The following is a 15,650-nucleotide window of genomic DNA, read 5'->3' as shown; positions in this document are numbered from 1 at the left end:
ACATACAAAGCTACACTGGAAGTTGAAGTTACCTTCTTAAAGGAGATTTACTATTAAATGCTAGACTTGCATTGTCACATTATCCCAGCTATTGACGATGGTGCGAAAGACTTGGATACTTCGCTTAAAATGTTGGAGATTGCCCAAAAAAACGGTACAAAGGCGATTGTAGCGACTCCGCATGTAATTGAAGGGGAGTGGTTGCCTGCTTGGGAGCAAATAATTGAAGGGTGTCAGTTACTTAAACAAGAAGGCAGCAAGTTCGGGATGAATATACCTATTTATCCAGGTGGTGAGGTTGCTATCCACCGGGATATTTTAGATATTGTTAAAGGGCCGGGGCCTTACTGCATTAACAGCGGCCGCTATATGCTGGTTGAGTTACCGGCGATTGATATACCAGGATTTACCGAAGACTTCTTCTTCAATTTACAAGCTCGCGGTATTACCCCTGTACTGGCTCATCCTGAGCGCCATCCGGTACTTGCAAAAGACCCGGAAATACTGGTGGAATGGATAAGACGGGGAGTCTTAACTCAGGTCAATGGGTCTAGTATTATGGGGCGTATGGGCGAACGCAGCATGAAGATGGCTGAGCTTTTTCTCACCCGGGACATGGTGCATTGTATTGGCTCTGATGCACACAGTGCCAGGAGTCGTAACCCTGATTTATCGACAACAGCTGAAAAAATTGTTGGGTTAATAGGCTTGGAAAAAGCACGACAAATTCTAACCATTAACCCCAAGAACATTATTGATAATCAGGATGTAGATGTTTTTGAAATAAAGCTGCTACTGCCGGGCAAAAAATCTGGTATTTTAAAAAAGTTACTTACTAAATTAGGAATATAGTAAGTACAACCGCTTAAGGTCCTGCCACAAGGCAGGACCTTAGTCTTATCCTCAATAAATGGAAAGGCAGCTTTGCAGGAGAATCGACAAGGGTAGCGAATGTCTAGACGTAACATCTAATTATCTTTACATATTGTAGTATTAACGGTTATTATGCATATACCCAGCAGGAGGTGAGCGTTTTTGCCAATAAAACTTTTAATAGCCGACGACCATGCGCTCCTTAGGCAGGGGATTAAAAATGTGCTGTCTTTGGAACCGGATTTTCTCGTACTTGGCGAGGCGGCTGATGGTGACGAGGCCATTAAACAGGTGGAGTGCCTTAAGCCTGACATAATTTTACTTGATGTGAATATGCCGCGCATGAACGGGCTGGAAGTAACCCGGCGGCTTAAAAGTGTCAATAAGGCTGTAAAGGTAATCATTCTAACCATTCATGATGACGAGAATTATGTAATCGAGGTTATTAAGGCTGGTGCCGTTGGCTATCTTTTAAAGGACATCGAGCCAGGCATGCTGGTCAAGGCTATCCGCACGGTATTCGAGGGTCAGTCATTTATTTACCCGACACTGGCGCAGCGCTTGTTTGGCGAGATTTCACGACAAGAAGAGCGGCGGCATGAAACCACGGTTATGCTTGAACGCCGTAAGGAAGAGCGTCTGACTTACCGGGAGGTGGAAGTGTTACAGCTCATCGGTCAGGGCATGAGCAATCAGGAGATCGCACAAAAACTGTTTTTAAGTGAAAAGACGGTAAAGAATCATCTGACCAATATCTTCCGCAAGATCAATGTTGTTGACCGTACCCAGGCTGTGCTTTACGCCATTAGGCATAAGATTGTGGTGTTGGAGTAATAACCTATTGAGGGTGTTGCGCATATATTATCCTATCCCAAGTGAAGGGGGTAGGATAATTTGTTTTTATCATATTCTGCGAGCATTATTATTGTATCGCTGGCATTGTATGGCTTATGGTATGTCCTTAAGGATGTGTGGAATTGGTTTACTACCCTGGAATTGGTGCGGTTACCTGACGCTAGTTTTATCATTGTGCTTAAGAACATGGAGCATGAAGTGGAAGACTTGATGCGGTATATTGCTAATGAGATAGAAGACGGCAGTCACGACGTTGACGTTGTTGTGGTAGATTGCGGCTCAGATGATTTAACCCCGACTATATTAAACCGCTTGGCCAGTGAAATGCCGGTACTTACGGTTGTCCATTCCGTAAGGTCGCAGCGGCCGGTCGCTGATGCGATACCGCTTTGCCGGGGTTCAGTGGTGCATGTGCTTGATTTGATCAGTCGCCTTAAACCGGAGGAATTTATGGTGGTCGTGGCGTCATTGCTGCGGCAACACAAACGGGACGTGGCTGTTAGGAGTAGGGCGGAGGGTTAAGGCTATTATCGTTGTTTCATACATAATATTTCATTAAAGACATCAACCAGCTTTACCGCCAGAGTTAGCAGTTCAGGTGCATAGCCGGGAAAGTTTTCGTGAAAGGCGCTGGCGGCTAATGCCTGGGTAGTAGGGGCTGTACTGGCCGCCAGGCGTGCTAACGCCAGTTGGTGGTTTACGGTAGCAGGCGTCCAGAGAACAGGAAGTTCAGTCTTGCCGGACAATGTGACAGTTGCCTGGTAAGGTTTATTTTTATTGACACAAACAGCTGTGACAGCATGGAAGTTGACATAACCAATGGTCGTGTCGCCGGCTACCCGAGGCTGGCGGACTTTGACTGGAACAAGGATAAGCCCTGGCGCCAGTGGCAGCGGCTCAAGATTTTTCCGCTCAGTAACGGCTCTGGTTCTGGCTCTAAGTGCTGCAAGGTCAACGGCCCGGGTTTTGGCCAGCCGGCGGATAATGGCGTGGACACGGGAATCAAGGGTGGTCGTGTTGCCATCGTCTGCGATTATGATAGTGCTGTCGCCTCTGGCGCTGTAGCACGGCACGATGGCTGCGATACGCGTATAGGCGGGCAGAGCTTGGATCATGGTATAGTACCTCCCAAACTTAACGAACATATGTTCTGGTCTGATTATTATATTAACAGAAAAGTAATTTATTGGCAAGTGGTAATGAGCGAGGGTGGCGATACATAGCAGCAAGCTCGCTCTTGTGTCGGCGGCTGTTAATAGGTACAATAGTAATGCAGACAGGGAGGGGACACATGAGTTTATTGGAAGTTCGCGGCCTGAGCAAGGCCTATGGTATACAAAACATCTTTTCAGATATTAGTTTTCAAATCAGGCGTGGTGAGAAGGTTGGACTCATCGGGCCTAACGGTGTGGGTAAGACGACGCTGGTGCGCTGTCTCTTAGGTTTTGAAAAGCCTGACAGCGGTAATGTGGCGCTGGCTCCGGGCGAGCGGATCGGGTATGTCGAGCAGGACACCGCGCTGGGTGATAATACGCTATATGACGAGCTGGTGAGCGCGTATGGCGATGTGCTGGGCTGGCAGGCTGATATGCGCCGTCTGGAAGCCGCGATTGCCAGTGAGAAGAATCAGGAGAGTCTCGACAAGCTGATGAAGGAGTATGCACAGGCTGTTGAGCGGTTTGAGCGGGGCGGCGGTTATGAGGTCGAGAATACTGTGCGCCGGGTGGCATTTGGCTTAGGCTTTGCGGCTGAAAACTTGACGCGCCGGACCCATGAATTTTCCGGCGGGCAAAAGACCCGGATTTGTTTGGCGCGGGCTTTGATTCGCCAGCCTGACTTTTTATTTCTGGACGAGCCGACTAACCATCTTGACTTAGGTATGGTGGAATGGCTGGAGGAGTTTTTGTTGGGGTATTCAGGGGCCGTGCTGGTGATCTCTCATGACCGGTATTTTCTTGACAATGTGACCGGACGAATACTGGCGATAGAGAATGGCAACATTGCCGACTATGACGGCAACTATAGCGAATACCTGGAAAAGAAAGCCGAGAAGCTCGCCTCACAGGAAAAGGCCTATACTAAGCAGCAGGCTTATATTGCTAAGACGGAGGCGTACATAGACCGGTACCGTGCCGGCATCAAGTCCAAGCAGGCGCGTGGGCGGCAGAGTCAGCTAGGCCGGCTGGCGCGGCTTAGCCGGCCTGAGGATATGTGCGGGTTTGACTTTTTTACCTTTAATCCACCGGCTGAGTGTGCTGAGCGAGTAGCCGAGCTAGGGGAAGTGGGTGCAGGTTATGGTGATAAAAGGGTGCTTACCGGCGCGTCGCTGTTGGTCCGACGCGGCGATGGTGTTGCACTGGTCGGGCCTAACGGGGCCGGTAAGACGACGCTCTTAAAGCTGCTGACAGGTGAATTGACCCCGAACAGCGGCAAGGTTAAGCTAGGCAGCCGGGTGCGGCTGGGGTATTTCGCTCAGGAGCACGAGACGCTAACAGCTACCAATAGTGTGCTTGATGAGGTTGTGCGCGAGTTCGCTTTCAGCGAGGAACGGGCACGGCACTACCTTGGTGCGTTCTTATTCCGGGGTGATGAGGTGTACAAGCTGGTAGGTGATCTCTCCGGCGGGGAAAAGGCGCGGCTGGCGCTCTTAAAGCTGATGCTGACAGGGGCAAACTTCCTTATCCTGGACGAACCGACAAACCACCTGGATATCTCAGCGCGGGAAGCTGTCGAGGAAGCCATTATGAACTTCCCGGGGACTTTCCTGACGGTATCGCATGACCGCTATTTTCTTGATAAAGTAGCTAACCGAGTGGTTGAGCTTACTGGCGGGCAGTTGACCGAGTATGCCGGGAACTACAGCTACTACCGCGACAAAAAGGCGGCTATGGAAAAAGAAGCAGCCCAGGCGGCCACTCAGGCCACTGCCCTGGAGAAAAAACAGGGCAGCAAGCAAGAGCGCACGGCCCAGACCGGTACCGGTAAAGGAGGTAGCTGGCGTAAGCCGGATACCGCCCGTCTGACTAAGAAGCTGGAAGAAGAGATTGCCCTCTTGGAGCAGGAAGTAGCCTGTCTTGAATCTAAGTTAAATGATCCAGCCAGCCATGCCGACGCTGTGCTCAGCCGGGAACTGGCTGATGCGTATGCCGCACGGCAGGCCGAGCTTGATGAAAAGTATGTGGCTTGGATGGAGCTTACAGGGGAATAGCGGTAAACGGACGCTGGTATGGCGTCCGTTTTGTTGGTGCCGGCGTGGCTCAGGTGTTGACCTGGGCCAGGTCGGCTTTTGTTTTTGGCTCACCGGCAGTGGTACTCTGTAGGCAAGCGCTAATATAGAGGGACCGGTTCCTCGCCGATAGGTGAGGATAATGAGTTTAGAACAGTTAGTCATGGAAGCCCAGGCCGGAAGCGGGGGCGGGGCGGCGTTTGCTGAGGTATGCCAGCGGTTTACCGGGTTGGTGAAAAAATATGCCAATCAACCGCATTTGGCAGGGATAAAAGAAGAAGCCGCTGCCGAAGGCTGGCTGGCCGTGGCAGCGGCGGTAAGAACTTACGATCAGGCAACCGGCGTACGATTCGCTGGCTATGCTGAGAGCCGGGTCCGGTATGCGGTGTGGAATCTGTTTAAGCGGGAACGGCGGCGCTGGCAGCAGGAGATTACGCTGACCGGTGGCAGTACGGGTGGCGAGGAGCACGAGGGACCTGGTTTGCTTGATACACTGGCTTCAGCCAGTAATGTTGAGAGTGAGGTAGAGGCTAAATCTACTGAAGCGGTCGTCAAACAAGCGTTACGTACGCTGCCTGATAAGCAACGGGTGGCTATAGTCAAGACCCTGCTGGGTGAAGCACAACTGGCAGAGGTGGCGGCCGAGCTGGGCACTTCGCCCCAGGCAGTATATGGTTTGCGGCAACGGGGGTTAGCCCGTTTAAAAAAGGAATTAGATAAAAATATCTTTTAAATTTATTCTATAAAGGGTATAATAAGCATAGGATAAATAAGAACGCTCCTGCTGTAACAGGAGCGTTCGGATGAATACCGGAGGTTATCGGAAAAGCTCAGCAATGATACGCAGTATCATTCTAAGCAACCCGTCTGAGACTGTGAGTTTGAAGTGCTTAGTCTCAAGGCGCATGGCAATCACCTCCTGTATTCAGTTTAGGGACGAGCTGACACTCGTCCCTTATCCAATTATAGCAGGTAAAACTATCCTCTTATAGGGTAGTTTTTTTCTTTTTATAGCGATCTCCCCCCACCCGTTTAAAAAAGGAATTGGCCGGAATGTATGAGAGTGTAAGGGGGTGAGCAGCATGGCAGTAGTAAAAGTGCCGCAGAGCGGCAAAGTGGTCCTGAAGGTGCAGACAGGCGTAAACGCAACCGGCAATCCGGTGTTCCGGCTCCGGACGTTCGCCAACGTCAAGTCCGGCGCAGCTGACAGCGATGTTTTCGCGGTAGCTGAAGGGCTGGGCAGTCTGCAGCAGCACACGCTGGTGGATATTATCCGCCAGGACGTGAACAATCTCATTAATCAGTAAGTGGTAATGGTAGCGTAACCGTTGGAGAAAGGAGGAATAACAATGATTAAAACCCTGGAAATGGTGTTTCGCACCGGTGCCGGCAATGAGGTTATCCTTAGCGTGCCTGATCCTAAGGATGCTTTGACGCTGGCCGAGGCGCAGGCGGTCATGCAAGACATTGTCGCCAAGAATATCTTTGTCATCAAAGGCAGTGCGCTGGCAGAAAAGGTAGAAGCCCGCATTCGCAGCCGCGAGACCGTGGCTTTGGTATAAGCCTGGCAAAGCGCCCCGGTTTAGGCCGGGGCGCTTTGTATATATAATTTGAGAGGGGAGTTAGTCGATATGGAACAACTGCTCAGCTATGCCTCTAGTTACGGCTTCCCTATGCCAAGATATTAAGTGCCCATTTGAAGACAATCTCTAAATTCTTTTACTAAATTCTGCTTTTCTTCTGCGGTCATGTCATGGGAGAGGTGAGGGTGGACGAACAAGCGTTGAAGCATATGCTGGAAAATCATATCAGAGACCAGACTAAAATATCAGGGAACTGCTGGCGAATCACGCGGGTAGAGACAAAGCAGTATTCGTTGCTGCAAACATGCCCCACTTGCCAAGCGGAAATTAGAGAACAAGGGAAAGCCAATTATCAAAGTTCCGAAAGTGCAAAATCGGCACATCACCGCATTGATGGAATCTATAAGTCTGCGGGTATAGTTGCAACAATCGTCAGTACAGTGATTGGTACAATTTTTACTGTGCTGAATTTTATTTTTAAAGGAGGTCATTAACTTGACGTTATCAGGAGAAATGCAAATTCTATACTATGCCGCCGGCGTATTGCTGGCGGCTAATCTTTTGGCTATGGCGTTGTTTGTGCTGTTTGCTAAGTTGCCTGATTGCCGGTTCCGGGACACGATCAGCAATGTAATCCTTGAGATAGATAAGTTTGCTGACCGGATGGAGAACGAGCAAAAGCGCAGGATTGCAATACAGAGTATCAATGAGGTTCTGGGCTGGCGGCGGATTCTTGTACCGGCAGCCTTGATTGGATGGGTGATTGACGCAGATGTGGCCGCGATCAGGAAGATGCAGGCGGCTACGGGTACGCCAAATTTACATGAGAGGGAATAAGTAGGGGAAGTAAATATTTTAATGAATCCGAGTTAGCCTGCAATGTTGTGGGCAACTACCTAAACAGGGTAATCCTTCGGAGTACGTCTTTTTTAGTTACCCGTAGTATAAACCCATAGTTACTGTTCATCCTATTTAAATAAAAGGAGTGATGGTGCTGTGATGGGTTACGGTGGTGGCGGTTTCTTCCCATTCGGGATGATATTCATGATTTTATACGGTGTTGTAGTTATCTATGCTCTGATGCAGTTAACTGGCATAAGTAAAGCGCTGCAACGAATTGCCAGCGCATTGGAGAGAAAGCAGAATACAGAGTAATTTTAGCTCCTGGGAAACCAGGGACCTTCTTACCGCTCGGGGAAGACCAGGGCGGTTTTTTAATTCAAGGCATCAAAAGTGAACTTACGTCATATGCTGTAATATTCTTTCGTTTGGGAGGGGTAGTATGCTTTAGATTTGGTATACGGCATGATGGTGTGCGCGGTAAAATAAAAAGGATGAAAATCGGCCACTGTGCGTCTTTAAAAGCAGGCGGGCTAGGAGTGCTGTATAATTGCCTAATTGCCGGTAAGCAGGTGTACTTGTTTGTGATGAGGGTAAATGGTTTATGGAGCGGTAATGTACCGTAACGCATAGTTCAATAGCTACAGAATGGCAAATTGGCGCAAACCAAGATATAAATAAAAATTTGGCGCTAAACATTAACTATCGCTACTATGACGGAGATTACGCAACATTAAAAGGTGTTGGAGCTGGGCTTATTTACAAATTCTAAATCAATAAAGAGTCGTCCTATATTGGGACGGCTCTTTGTGTTTGTGCGGGCGTGGCTTACAAGTGTTGTTTTGGGCGCCGCGTGTTTAGGTGGGCTATTAGGACGCATTTAGCGTAGATATAGGTAAACCCCCCTTGGCGTTTGCTAGGGACCAAAATTATTGCTGAAAGACTGTAGTCTGGCAAATAGCAACGACCTGTTTACAGATGACTGTAAACAGGTCGTTTGTTGTGCATGATAAACTTAGGCTCTTTTTCAATACCTTGGTCCTATTACCGAATGAGATAAAGAAGCGTGGTTGCAAGGTACGCAGTTGAGGAAAAAAGTACTACATTGAAGACATAGGTGGCAGCGCGTGACGGACGTTCAATGGCGCGGTTCTGGAAGTAATGATAGGTGTACATATACTCTTTCACGATTTACATGCCTCACAAAATGTAAATTAATGTAACAATTACTATACTTATGTTTAAAGTACTCCATTTTTGATAAAAATCCTGCAAGGCTGGCAAAAAAAAATGCAGGACTTTGCTGCAAGTATTGCGAATAAGAAAAGGAACTTACGTTTGGGAGTTAGTATAGTGGATAACAAACTTGAAGGTATTGTTGAAAATATAACTTTTCAGTCAAATGACGGCAGTTTTACCGTGTTTCGCCTTAAGCCGGACGGCGATAATGGCACGGTGGCTGTTACAGGCAGTTTTCCAGCGCCGCTGGTAGGTGAGCAGGTGGCTTTAACCGGCGATTGGGTGGAGCATGCCCGCTACGGACGGCAGTTTAAAGCAGGTCGTTGCCAGCGGGTCGCGCCCACCTCTGTGCAGGGAATCGAACGGTTTTTGGCTTCAGGGGCCATTAAAGGCATCGGACGGGCAATGGCTGCCCGATTGGTCGCGCAGTTTGGCGCCAGGACGCTTGAGATCATTGAGCTTTACCCGCATCGGCTGGCTGAAGTGGAAGGCATTGGCAGTAAAAAAGTGGAACAGATTCGCACAGCTTATGCCGAGCAGGCTGAGCTTAAAGAAGTCATGCTGTTTTTAGAAATGCATGGTGTCACCGGGGCGTATGCGGCCCGGATTTTTGCCTGCTATGGTTCAAATTCGGTGGCGGTATTGGAATCAGACCCCTACCGGCTGGCGGAAGAGGTAAAAGGCATCGGGTTTCGCACGGCTGATCAGATTGCCATGGCTGTAGGCTTTGACCGGGAACACTCGTCACGGTTGGCAGCAGGGGTGCAGTTCGCCTTACTGCAAACAGGACAGGCAGGTCACTGCTGTGTGCCGGAAGAAACACTGACAGAGGAGACCGCCAAGCTTCTCAATATTGGCAAGGCTGATATTGCAGGCGTTGTCAGCGAACAGATCAAGCTTGGCAAACTCTATACCGAGGACTTTCACGGCATGACACTGGTGTATCCTCGCTACCTGTATCGGGCCGAAAAGGCGGTCGCTGAACGGCTGCTGAGGCTCAAGGAGGCAGCCAAGCCCATTGACGGGGTGGATAGCACGGCACTCATTGATGACTGGGAGGCGGCAGGCGGGGTTACGCTGGCTGAGGCGCAGCGGCAGGCACTGGCGGCGGCACTGTCACACAGTGTGCTGGTGCTGACCGGTGGGCCGGGGACTGGGAAAACTACGACTGTGCGCGGGATATTGGCCCTGTTGGAACAGCAGGGGGGTAAAATTATTCTGGGTGCGCCCACCGGCCGGGCGGCCAAGCGGCTGAGTGAGACCACCGGGCGGGAGGCCATGACCATCCACCGCCTGCTGGAGGCCGGGGGCGGGGCCGAGGATGAACCGATGTTTGCCCGGGACGAGCATAATCCGCTTGACGCCGATGTGGTGATTGTTGACGAAACATCGATGATGGATATGCTGTTAATGAGCTGTTTCCTGCAGGCTGTACCTGATGGCTGCAGGGTGGTGCTTGTCGGTGACGTCGACCAGCTCCCTGCTGTGGGGCCGGGTTCGGTACTCAAAGATATTATTCGTTCAGAGGCCATCCCCGTAGTGCGGCTGACTGAGGTATTCCGCCAGGCTGGGGAAAGCATGATTGTGCTTAATGCCCACCGTATCAACCGGGGGCGCGCACCTGAGTGCGGTAGTACCGATTTTCAGTTCCGTGAACTGGCTGATAGTGAGGCTGCTGCGCGTGCGGTCGTGGAGTTGTGTCAGACTGAGCTTGCCCAGGAAGGGTTTGATATCTGGCGTGAAGTGCAGGTATTGTCGCCGATGCACCGTCAGCCCTGTGGTGTCGAGAATCTTAACAGGCTGCTGCAGGCGGCGCTAAACCCGCCTGCAGAGGGCAAGGATTTTCTCCAAGGTGTTAATCAGATATTGCGTGAAGGCGATAAGGTCATGCAGATTCGCAACAACTATGGCAAAAAAGTATTTAACGGTGATATCGGCAATATCGTGGCCATTGCCGATGGCAAAGTGCTTGTGCGATATCCAGAAGATGACGTCGTCTACGATAAGGGCGAGCATGACGAGCTGACGCTGGCCTATGCCATGAGCGTCCATAAAAGCCAGGGCAGCGAATATCCGGTTGTCGTTATGCCCCTTACACCAGGCCATCACATTATGCTGCAGCGCAACCTGCTGTATACTGCGGTTACCCGGGCCAAGGAGCGCGTGATACTCATTGGCACACGGGCTGCGCTCAATACCGCGGTTATGAGTGACAGGACGCGCCGCCGGTATTCGCTGCTGGCCGAACGTCTGCGGGGCGAAAGTTTATGCTAAAGGACTGGCTTGAGGCGATACTCTCGCTACTCTTCCCGCAGCGCTGTCCGGCTTGCCGGCAATGGGCAGACAGCCACGGCTGGTGCCAGGCATGTATGGGGAAATTAGCCAAGGCCAGCCAGGTGGCTTTGGCGATCCATAACCTGACGTCCTTGGATGAATGCCTGGCAGTTGCCGACTATTCCGGTCCTGTCCAACGCCTAATTCGTGACATGAAATTTCGCCGCGTCACTAAGTATGCCGAACGCCATAGCCGGCTGCTCGACCATGCTATAGCACCTGGTCGCTATCATGAAATCGACGCGGTAGTGCCTGTGCCGCTCCATGCTGAGCGTCTTAAGGAGCGTGGCTTTAACCAGACGGCGCTCATCTTTAAACCATGGGCAGTGCGGCAAGGTCTTATCTGGCTGGATGCCTTAGAGCGAACAAGAGCGACCGCTCCCCAATGGGAGCTCAGTTTGAAAGAACGGCGCAAAAACAGTAAGGGCGCGTTTAAGGTAACGCGCCCTGAGCTTATCATCGGTAAAAGTATTCTATTGGTGGATGATATATTTACCAGTGGCATCACTATGAATGAGTGTTCCGTGGTATTGAAACAGGCCGGGGCGATTAAGGTAAAGGGCTTAGCGCTGGCCAGCGGGGCGCGGTAGTCTTACCCCAACGCATCAATAAACGCCCTGACAACCTCAGGATCAAAGGCCATACCTGACAGGCTGAGTAGCTCGCGCACCGCCTCATCCTTGGTCTTTACCCAATTCTGAGTGCAAGGGTTAATAAACCGGTCATAGTGGTTGGCCACAGCGATGATGCGAGCGCCGAGCGGGATATTAACGCCTTTTAGCCGCTTGGGGTAGCCTGTTCCGTCAAACCGTTCATGATGATAGCGGATATACGGAATCAGCTCCTGGCAGGAGGGGATGTTCTCCAACATGCAGCTGCCTGCATTGCAGTGATTTTTGAACACGCTCATCTCACGGGTTGAGAGGTACGGCACCTTGGACAGCACTTGGTTAGGCACCGTAATATGTCCAATATCGTGTAACAGTGCTGCCATGCGGATGCGCTCAATCTCTTCCCGGGGCAGACGCATTTTTGCAGCAACACTTACTGCATAATTGGCTACCTGATGACTGTGTAAAAAAAGTTTAGAATTTTTTAATTGAATAAGCTGCATAAAATTGCCAATTATGCCATTGACCGTTTCTGTATCGCCAGCATAAATTTCAGGATCCTGCATTAGCGTCAGCATATACACGACAAACTGCCTTTCGTTGGAGACCAGCGCATAGGTTACATTTCCGTAATCCACCCTGCCTGGTTTTCCGTAATATTAAAACGAAGAGCGAGATTGCTTCACTGGAAGTACGATGTGGCAATCTCACTCATAAAAGCTACAAAATAAGCAATATTGTTAATTAGCCAAAAACCGTCATAATCCTGCTTGGTAAAATAAAAAAATGTCTATTATTTTCGAAATGAGTCTAAAGACCTAGGCTAACTAGACTAAAATATTATATAATAAAGTCATTGGAAGTAAAAGGGGGCAGCGTTATGGGATTAGATAACTGTCCGGAATGTGGCAAGCTTTATGTTGAAAATGCAGCTAGGCTTTGTCCGGAATGCTACCGCAGACAAGAAGACGATGCGGAAAAAGTAATAGAATACCTGAGAGATGTCAAAAAAGCAACCCTGGAAGAAATCCATGATGCCACTGGAGTCAAACACAAAATAATCTTGCGTCTCCTCCGCAGTGGCCGTATTGTCGGCGGCGTCTCCTACCCCTGCGACAGTTGCGGCTCTCCTATTGAGGAGGGACGGCTATGCGATAAATGCAGTAAAAATATTCTGGATCAGATAAGAACTGAGGATCGTCATAAAGAGCATGAGCCTGAGATAAAGACCCGCTCGCGTATGTATGGAAAAGAATTGGATAATGATAAGCGTTGATATTCAGAGAAAAACGTTAAAATAGCATGAAAATAGATGAATAAACTACTGTAATTGCGTGTGGCGGGGATTAATAACCCCGCCGTTTCTGTCGATATTATAATTAAGAATTCCCGAGTTGTGAGGTGCTCACTAATGAATATCAAAAATATCCAAAACATTGCCAAGATTTACGGTGAACAATCCAAAGTTTCTAAAAGCTCCAAAAGCCAAGGGGGAAGCCCCTCTCAGCGCCCGGACGAGGTCATTTTGTCCAGTCATGCCCAGGAGTTAAACCAGATTCTCCGGACGGCTAAAGGGTTGCCTGAAGTGCGAGAAGATAAAGTGAAAGAGCTTTCTGAGCAGATTGCTAAAGGCGAGTATAAAGTGGACTCCCGGGAACTTGTCGACAGAATTATTGCCTATTCCAAAAATGAGCGCCTGTATTAGAAAAGGGGGCTGTTTTGAGTGACAGCTATGTGGGATAAACTGATTATTCTCCTGAACCAGACACTGGAACTCTATCAGGCGTTACTTAAGCTAAGTCAGAAAAAGCGCGATATCCTGGTAGAAGCCAAGCCGCATGACCTTGATCTGCTGACCAGGCAAGAAGAGGTCCTTATCATTGAAGCAGGCAAACTGGAAACCATGCGCTTAACGCTTACTCGTGAACTTGCGGCGGCGGCAGGTTTAGCTCCTGGTGAAACAGCCTGGTCGGCACTGATTGAATGCGCCGACAGCGAAACGTCAAATAAACTAAAAGCATTGAGTGAAAAGTTTGATAGGGTAACCAGAGAACTTGTTGAAATTAATGAGCTTAACACCAAACTGATAGAACAATCCCTAGACTTTATTAACTATAACATCAACATTCTGAGCCAGAGCGCCGTAGGACCCACTTACGTGCCGAAAGGCCAGACTGCACCGAGTGGTCCCAGCCGTTCCATTTTGGACACCAGGGCATAAATATAGCGAGCACACCAAACGGAGGATAAGTATGAGTTCGACATTCGGAGGTTTAAATACAGTTGTACGGGGCCTCTTTGCCCAACAAATATCCCTTGACACAGTGGGGCACAATATTTCTAACGCCAATACCGAGGGTTTTTCCCGGCAGCGCGTCAATCTGGCCACTGTGAACCCACAGACAGTTTATACCGGGAATGGTCAGGTACAGCTCGGCATCGGCGTGGCAACACAGTCTATTACACGGGCACGGGATACCTTTGTTGACCAGCAGATGTGGAAAGAAACATCTACGCTGGGATATGGACAGACTATCCAGGATACATTAGGCAAAATCGAAGGTGTATTTCAAGAGCCTACAGCGACAGGTATGCAGACCGTGCTTAATAACTTTTGGAAAGCGTGGAATACCTTATCTACCAACGGCTCAGACAATGGTGCACGTACAGCGCTCAGAGAACGTGCTGTCGAACTGGTCGATTCTATCCAGCAGGCCAATACTCAACTGAGAGATATGGTTTCCGATATTAATACCGTAATCGGCATTCGTGTTGACAAGATAAACCAAATAACATCAGAGATGCTGTCTTTAAACAAGCAGATTACTAGTATTGAGGTTGGCAAACTCGACCATGCCAACGACCTTAGAGACCGACGTGACTATCTTGTTGACCAACTGTCGCAGATGATTAATGTTCGGGTAAGCGAAGACCAGGTGGGCAACTATGTTGTTCAGTCGTCCGGACTTGTATTGGTAGACGGCAATGACATTAATAAATTAAAGGTCGAATCACGCAAAGACCCGGATTATGGTTATGAAGTCGTCGATGTTAAAGATGTTGCCAGCGGTGTTGTCATTAACTTTACCAATGGTGAAGTCAAAGGATTGCTTGATGCCAGAGATAAGACGGTTGCAAACTCAAGCGGTGAGGCACGGGAAAGCGATATTGGGGTTAAAGCCTATTTGAACAAGCTAGCCACAATGAGCCAATTTTTATTACAGGAGTTTAACGCTGTTCATCGCACCGGTTTTGGTACTGATAATTCGACCGGCAACAACTTTTTCGGCAAGGGCGGGGATGCCGATCCGGATTATAGCGCTAGCGATTTGACATCAATTTTCGGAGTTGCTGCCGCCAAAGATGTTCCGCCATCTGAGTGGATAAAGGCACTTCAGGTTAATTCTGATTTGTTTAACACAACCAGCGGTGTATCCAGGATTGCAGCCAAGACATTTGCCGATAATGTTACTATTCAACAAAGTAACAGTGCGGCCGGCAAAGCTGCTGTCGGTTTGTATAGCGGTTATACCGGTGGAACAGGCTATAAGGCATATAATGTAGAACTAGGGACTGTTGATGCTACAGGTAAGGTTCAAACCATTAACTATTCAGTGGATGGTGGGGCCGTAGTAAGTGCAACTCTTGATCCAGATGGTTCATTTCATTTGAGTAACGGTGTTAAAATCTCAATCGAAACTAATACTAATAATACGTCAACTAATACCTATTCATTTACGGTTCCACAAGGCAATGCTGCTGGTGATAACGCTATTAACATGGCTAATCGTCTAAAAGTAGACTCATCAGATTTACTGGGCAAGTCTTCACTTGACACTTTCTATAGTTCGTTCATCGGCGCCCTTGGTGTCCAGACCCAGAATGCAAAGCGCTTGACAGACAACCAGGAAACGTTAGTTAAACAAATAACTAATTGGCGCGAATCTGTGTCAGGTGTCAACATTGATGAAGAAATGAGTAATATGATAAGGTTCCAAAAAGGCTATAATGCCGCAGCAAGGATATTAACTACTATGGATGAAATGCTTGATAAACTTATTAACGGCACTGGCACCGTGGGAAGGTAAG

The 15,650-nt window shown here is 49.0% G+C and carries 18 protein-coding genes; 16 read left to right on the top strand and 2 right to left on the bottom strand.

The features are described 5' to 3' along the window. Positions 1–57: 57 nt before the first annotated feature. The 3 genes from VN447_RS22210 (at position 58) to VN447_RS22200 (ending at position 2,250) form a co-directional block, all read left to right on the top strand. Complete coding sequence (locus VN447_RS22210; protein WP_325528464.1) at positions 58–852, top strand: tyrosine-protein phosphatase; 795 nt, start codon at positions 58–60, stop codon at positions 850–852. A 183-nt stretch (positions 853–1,035) separates the two neighbouring features. Beyond that, positions 1,036–1,707 carry a response regulator transcription factor gene (locus VN447_RS22205; protein ID WP_325528462.1) on the top strand — a complete coding sequence of 224 codons (672 nt, stop codon included), beginning with the start codon at positions 1,036–1,038 and terminating at the stop codon, positions 1,705–1,707. 60 nt (positions 1,708–1,767) lie between these two features. Further along, on the top strand, positions 1,768–2,250 hold the full coding sequence (locus tag VN447_RS22200) for a hypothetical protein (RefSeq protein ID WP_325528460.1): 483 nt from the start codon (positions 1,768–1,770) through the stop codon (positions 2,248–2,250). Between the two features lie 5 nt (positions 2,251–2,255). Here the strand turns inward: VN447_RS22200 and VN447_RS22195 are convergent, their stop codons facing one another. Beyond that, positions 2,256–2,843, bottom strand: a complete 588-nt coding sequence (locus VN447_RS22195) for a hypothetical protein (protein ID WP_325528458.1) — start codon at positions 2,841–2,843, stop codon at positions 2,256–2,258. 176 nt (positions 2,844–3,019) lie between these two features. Here VN447_RS22195 and VN447_RS22190 point away from each other — a divergent pair, with 176 nt between their 5' ends. The 9 genes from VN447_RS22190 to VN447_RS22150 all read left to right on the top strand — a co-directional run bounded on the left by VN447_RS22190 (position 3,020) and on the right by VN447_RS22150 (position 11,540). Continuing rightward, positions 3,020–4,936: an ABC-F family ATP-binding cassette domain-containing protein gene (locus VN447_RS22190; RefSeq protein ID WP_325528456.1), complete on the top strand. Its 1,917-nt coding sequence runs from the start codon at positions 3,020–3,022 to the stop codon at positions 4,934–4,936. Positions 4,937–5,096: 160 nt separating this feature from the next. Continuing rightward, positions 5,097–5,687, top strand: a complete 591-nt coding sequence (locus VN447_RS22185; protein ID WP_325528454.1) for a sigma-70 family RNA polymerase sigma factor — start codon at positions 5,097–5,099, stop codon at positions 5,685–5,687. Between the two features lie 349 nt (positions 5,688–6,036). Next, the gene (locus VN447_RS22180) at positions 6,037–6,261 is read left to right on the top strand and encodes a DUF1659 domain-containing protein (protein ID WP_325528452.1); all 225 of its coding nucleotides are present in this window, start codon (positions 6,037–6,039) and stop codon (positions 6,259–6,261) included. Positions 6,262–6,303: 42 nt separating this feature from the next. Continuing rightward, complete coding sequence (locus VN447_RS22175) at positions 6,304–6,516, top strand: DUF2922 domain-containing protein (protein ID WP_325528450.1); 213 nt, start codon at positions 6,304–6,306, stop codon at positions 6,514–6,516. A 206-nt stretch (positions 6,517–6,722) separates the two neighbouring features. Beyond that, on the top strand, positions 6,723–7,031 hold the full coding sequence (locus VN447_RS22170; protein WP_325528448.1) for a hypothetical protein: 309 nt from the start codon (positions 6,723–6,725) through the stop codon (positions 7,029–7,031). Position 7,032: 1 nt separating this feature from the next. After that, a complete protein-coding gene (locus VN447_RS22165; protein WP_325528446.1) occupies positions 7,033–7,374 on the top strand; it encodes a hypothetical protein in 342 nt (113 codons plus the stop codon). Between the two features lie 159 nt (positions 7,375–7,533). Further along, positions 7,534–7,692: a hypothetical protein gene (locus VN447_RS22160; RefSeq protein WP_325528444.1), complete on the top strand. Its 159-nt coding sequence runs from the start codon at positions 7,534–7,536 to the stop codon at positions 7,690–7,692. Positions 7,693–8,667: 975 nt separating this feature from the next. Then, the gene (locus VN447_RS22155) at positions 8,668–10,890 is read left to right on the top strand and encodes an ATP-dependent RecD-like DNA helicase (protein WP_325528442.1); all 2,223 of its coding nucleotides are present in this window, start codon (positions 8,668–8,670) and stop codon (positions 10,888–10,890) included. Next, positions 10,884–11,540 carry a ComF family protein gene (locus VN447_RS22150; RefSeq protein WP_325528440.1) on the top strand — a complete coding sequence of 219 codons (657 nt, stop codon included), beginning with the start codon at positions 10,884–10,886 and terminating at the stop codon, positions 11,538–11,540. Before VN447_RS22155 ends, VN447_RS22150 begins: the two co-directional genes overlap by 7 nt. Before the next feature lie 2 nt (positions 11,541–11,542). Here VN447_RS22150 and VN447_RS22145 read toward each other — a convergent pair whose 3' ends face one another. Next, positions 11,543–12,199, bottom strand: a complete 657-nt coding sequence (locus VN447_RS22145; RefSeq protein ID WP_422663600.1) for an HD-GYP domain-containing protein — start codon at positions 12,197–12,199, stop codon at positions 11,543–11,545. 242 nt (positions 12,200–12,441) lie between these two features. Between VN447_RS22145 and VN447_RS22140 the strand changes: the two genes are divergently transcribed. The 4 genes from VN447_RS22140 (at position 12,442) to flgK (ending at position 15,649) form a co-directional block, all read left to right on the top strand. Then, on the top strand, positions 12,442–12,837 hold the full coding sequence (locus VN447_RS22140) for a flagellar protein (RefSeq protein ID WP_325528438.1): 396 nt from the start codon (positions 12,442–12,444) through the stop codon (positions 12,835–12,837). A 135-nt stretch (positions 12,838–12,972) separates the two neighbouring features. Then, positions 12,973–13,266, top strand: a complete 294-nt coding sequence (flgM, locus tag VN447_RS22135) for a flagellar biosynthesis anti-sigma factor FlgM (protein ID WP_325528436.1) — start codon at positions 12,973–12,975, stop codon at positions 13,264–13,266. Positions 13,267–13,293: 27 nt separating this feature from the next. Continuing rightward, positions 13,294–13,782 (top strand): flagellar protein FlgN, encoded by a 489-nt coding sequence (locus VN447_RS22130; protein ID WP_325528550.1) that lies wholly within the window; start codon positions 13,294–13,296, stop codon positions 13,780–13,782. 31 nt (positions 13,783–13,813) lie between these two features. Then, a complete protein-coding gene (flgK, locus tag VN447_RS22125) occupies positions 13,814–15,649 on the top strand; it encodes a flagellar hook-associated protein FlgK (RefSeq protein ID WP_325528434.1) in 1,836 nt (611 codons plus the stop codon). Position 15,650 lies beyond the last annotated feature (1 nt).

The sequence above is a fragment of the Sporomusa sp. genome (assembly GCF_035561155.1).
Lineage (GTDB): Bacteria > Bacillota > Negativicutes > Sporomusales > Sporomusaceae > Sporomusa.
Note: the sequence above shows the minus strand (reverse complement) of the source record. Positions and strands in the feature narration are given on the sequence as shown.